Origin of the sequence: Actinosynnema sp. NPDC023658 (assembly GCF_040639995.1) — a bacterium.
Lineage (GTDB): Bacteria > Actinomycetota > Actinomycetes > Mycobacteriales > Pseudonocardiaceae > Actinosynnema.
Window position 1 is genome coordinate 1 of record NZ_JBFAAX010000863.1, and the last position, 2,336, is coordinate 2,336.

The window sequence follows — 2,336 nt, forward strand, 5'->3', positions numbered from 1 at the left end:
GCCCCGGCGCAGCAGCTCGCGCAGCGCCGAGGCGGGCGAGGCGCCCTCCATGACCTCGCGGCCCAGCTCGTCCATGGCCGCGCGCAGGTCCGCCGGTGGCGCGAGCGGGTCGGGCCCGTCGACGTACCGGCCGTACCGGTAGCCGCTCATGCGCGCACCCCGCCGGCGGTCGGTGCGGCGGGAGCGCAGGTCACCGGGTCGAACGATCCGCTCGCGAACCCGCTCATCCGTACACCGTCCGGTCGTCGTCGCTGTCCTTCGACAGCTGGCGGGTGAGGTAGAGCGACTCCAGCGCCAGCTCGACGGCCGACGCGATGCGTCCCGCCGGGTCCTTCGGCCCGGCGCCGACCCGCTGCGCCACGTCGTGCAGCACCGGCAGCTCGGGCAGCGCGGCGAGCAGGTCGCCGGGGTGCACCCGCTCCCCCGTGGCCACCGGGTGCCCGTCGGACACCAACGCGGCCAGCGGGCGCAGGTCGATCCCCGCGAACGTCGAGCGCGCGGTGTCCGCCACGGCCCGGCGCAGCAGGTGGACCAGCACCTCCTGCTCGCGGCCCTCCTCGCCGGCCTCGAACTCCAGCTTGCCGCGCAGCACCTCGGGCACCGACTCCAGGTCGATCGGCCGGGCGATCGGCGGGTTCTCCCCGATCAGGGCGCTGCGCCGCAGGGCGCTCGCGGCCACCGTCTCCGCCGCGGCGACCGCGAACCGGGCCGACACGCCGGAGCGCTGGTCGATCGAGGACGACTCGCGCAGGTGCCGCACGAACCGGGCGATGACCTCCAGCAGGTGGTCACCGACCTCCGCGACCAGGTGGGCCTCCTGGCGGACCAGGTCGACCTCGGCCCCGATCTCCAGCGGGTAGTGCGTGCGGATCTCCGCGCCGAACCGGTCCTTGAGCGGGGTGATGATCCGGCCGCGGTTGGTGTAGTCCTCGGGGTTGGCGGTGGCGACGAGGAGCACGTCCAGCGGCAGTCGCAGCGTGTAGCCGCGGATCTGGATGTCGCGCTCCTCCATCACGTTCAGCAGTGCGACCTGGATGCGTTCGGCCAGGTCGGGGAGCTCGTTGACGGCGATGACGCCGCGGTGCGAGCGGGGCAGCAGGCCGTAGTGGATGGTCTCCGGGTCACCGAGGCTGCGGCCCTGGGCGACCTTGACCGGGTCGACGTCACCGACCAGGTCACCGACGCTCGTGTCCGGCGTGGCGAGCTTCTCGGTGAACCGCTCGTCGCGGTGCTTCCAGACGACGGGGAGGTCGTCGCCCAGCTCGCGGGCGCGGCGCTGGGACTCGGGCGTGATGGGGTCGAGCGGGTGCTCGTTCAGCTCGGCGCCCTCGATGACGGGGGTCCACTCGTCCAGCAGGCCGACGAGGGTGCGCAGCAGGCGCGTCTTGCCCTGGCCGCGTTCACCGAGCAGCACGACGTCGTGGCCGGCGAGGAGGGCGCGTTCGAGCTGCGGGAGCACGGTGCGGTCGAAGCCGACGATGCCGGGCCAGGGGTCGCGGCCCTCGCGGAGTGCGGCCAGCAGGTTCTCCCGGATCTCGGCCTTGACCCCGCGCGGCAGGTGGCCGGCCTCGCGGAGGGCGCCGGCGGTGGTGGGAAGCTCAGAGGTCACCCCTCCGAAGTTACGCACTGATGGGCCGTCGGTCGACGTGGAGCGGCTCCACCCCGGCCTGGTCGTGCGGGCCCGGCGGAGGTGGGGGTCAGCCGGCGAGGGTGAGGAGTTCGGTCCTGGCCGGTTCGTCGGCCAGGCGTGACACGGCGATCATCGGGGCCAGTGCGCGGCACCACTCGCGCAGCCGGTCGGGGTCCAGGTCGGCCGCTCCCGCCACCTGGTCGGCGCGGTCGGCCACGCCCTCGCCGCCCGCCGCGTCCAGCACGTAGTCCACGACGTCGAAGCACGGGTCGCCCACGCACGGCCTCGGGTCGATCGCCACCAGACCGCGCTCCGGGCCGCCGTCCAGCACGTTGCCCAGGTGCAGGTCACCGTGCAGCAGCACGCGCGGCTGGGTGTCGAGCAGGGCGCGGCTGCGGTCGAGGGCGCGCGCCCACGTCCGCTCGGTGATGTGCGCGGCCACCGCGGGATCGGCCAGGCGACGCCCGATGCGGGCGAAGGACTCCTCGCAGCGATCGCGCAGGTCCAGCCGGTCGCCGCCGGGGTCGGACGCGGTGTGCAGCGCCGCCACCAGTCCGGCCCACTCCGCCGGTGACAGCGGGACCGGCAGCTCGTCGGCCATCGTGCCCGGTCGGATGGCCTCCATCAGCACCGCGCCGTCCGCCTCGGCCACCACGGCGGGCACCCGGCCGGACGGCGCGAACAGCCGCAGCACGGCCGTCTGCTC

Annotated in this window: 2 protein-coding genes; both read right to left on the reverse strand. The window is 74.8% G+C overall.

The features are described from left to right. Nucleotides 1-223 precede the first annotated feature (223 nt). A complete protein-coding gene (locus AB0G02_RS35695) occupies nt 224-1,609 on the reverse strand; it encodes a sigma 54-interacting transcriptional regulator (RefSeq protein ID WP_360803514.1) in 1,386 nt (461 codons plus the stop codon). 88 nt (nt 1,610-1,697) lie between these two features. Then, on the reverse strand, nt 1,698-2,336 hold a 639-nt coding region (locus tag AB0G02_RS35700), incomplete at its 5' end, for an aminoglycoside phosphotransferase family protein (protein WP_360803517.1).